This is a genomic window from Komagataeibacter kakiaceti JCM 25156 (assembly GCF_000613305.1).
The window spans coordinates 1-1,550 of record NZ_BAIO01000529.1; the positions used below are offsets into that span (position 1 = coordinate 1).

The following is a 1,550-nucleotide window of genomic DNA, read 5'->3' on the forward strand; positions in this document are numbered from 1 at the left end:
AGCGCAACGCGGCCCGTGGCGCGACGCGGGGCGGGCAGGGCAATCTTGCGCCGTCCACGCCGCTATGCGGGAACTGAGGCCGTGATTTCCGCGCTGGTCAAGGGCATGGTATAGCTGTCCACCCGATCCCGATCAGCAGGATATATGCACCTCATGTCCCTTCGTGCCGCTGTCTTTACCCGGTCCTGCCTTGCCCTGGGGCTGCTTGCGACCCCGGGGGCATATACCGCCGCCCACGCGCAGGATCCCGCGCCCGCAGCGCCCCTGCGCCTGCCGGGGGAGGGACGCAACATGCCCGACAGCTTCGCCGACCTGGCGGCGAAGCTGCTGCCCGCCGTGGTCAACGTCTCCACCACCGAGATGGTCCGCCCCGGCGATGACGAGGACGAAGGCGGCGATGACGGTGACAGCACGCCGCAGGTGCCCAATTTTCCCGAAGGTTCGCCGTTCGAGAAATTCTTCCATGATTTCATGAACCGGCAGGATTCACCCAACGCGCCGCCGCGCAAGATGCAGGCGCTGGGTTCGGGCTTCATCATCGACCCCTCCGGCGTGATCGTGACGAACAACCACGTCGTGCGCCATGCCGACCAGATTACCGTCACGTTGCAGGACAATACCGTGCTTAAGGCGCGGCTGCTCGGGCATGACGACCGTACCGACCTCGCGGTGCTGAAGGTGGACAGCCCCAGGCCCCTGCCCGCCGTGCCGTTCGGGGATAGCGACCACGCGCGCGTGGGGGACTGGGTGCTGGCCATCGGCAATCCGTTCGGCCTGTCGGGCACGGTGACGGCGGGGATCATTTCCTCACGCGGGCGCAATATCGAGCAGGGACCGTATGACGATTTCATCCAGACGGACGCCCCCATAAACAAGGGCAATTCCGGCGGCCCGCTGTTCAACCTGAAGGGGGAGGTCATCGGCATCAACACCGCCATCTTCTCGCCTTCGGGCGGGTCGATCGGCATCGGGTTCTCCATCCCCTCGGCCGAGGCGCAGGGCATTATCGAACAGCTCCGTCACCATGGCATCGTGACGCGCGGGTGGATCGGGGTGCGGATTCAGGACGTGACGCAGGAAATAGCCGAGGGTCTGGGCCTGCAGAACGCCCATGGCGCGCTGATCGCGGGGGTGGAGCCGAAGGGACCGGCGGATATGGCCCATCTCCAGACCGGGGATGTGATCCAGAGCCTGAACGGCAAGGATATTGATGGTCGCGCCCTGCCGCGCCTGGTGGCCGAGCTTGCGGGTGGCAGCGTGGCGCATCTGGGGATCTGGCGCAAGGGCCGGCAGATGGAGGTGCCCATCACCATCGGCGCCCTGCCCGAGGAAAAGACGGACAAGGCCGGGAGCGGTCACGCCCCCGCCCATGAACCGGCGCAGAACAGCGTGGCGATTAGCGGCATGGGCTTCACGGTGGGTGAGATCGATGACATCGCGCGCCAGAAATACAACATGGCCGAAGGGCAGAAGGCGTGCTGGTGACCGGCGTGAGCGAGGACAGCCCGGCCGCCGAACGCGGGCTGCGCCCCGGCGATGTGATAACCGAG

General features: G+C 66.4%; 1 pseudogene. It reads left to right on the forward strand.

From position 1 onward, the window contains the following. Nucleotides 1–153: 153 nt before the first annotated feature. Nucleotides 154–1,550, forward strand: a pseudogene (locus JCM25156_RS25440) (Do family serine endopeptidase); the annotation flags it as partial.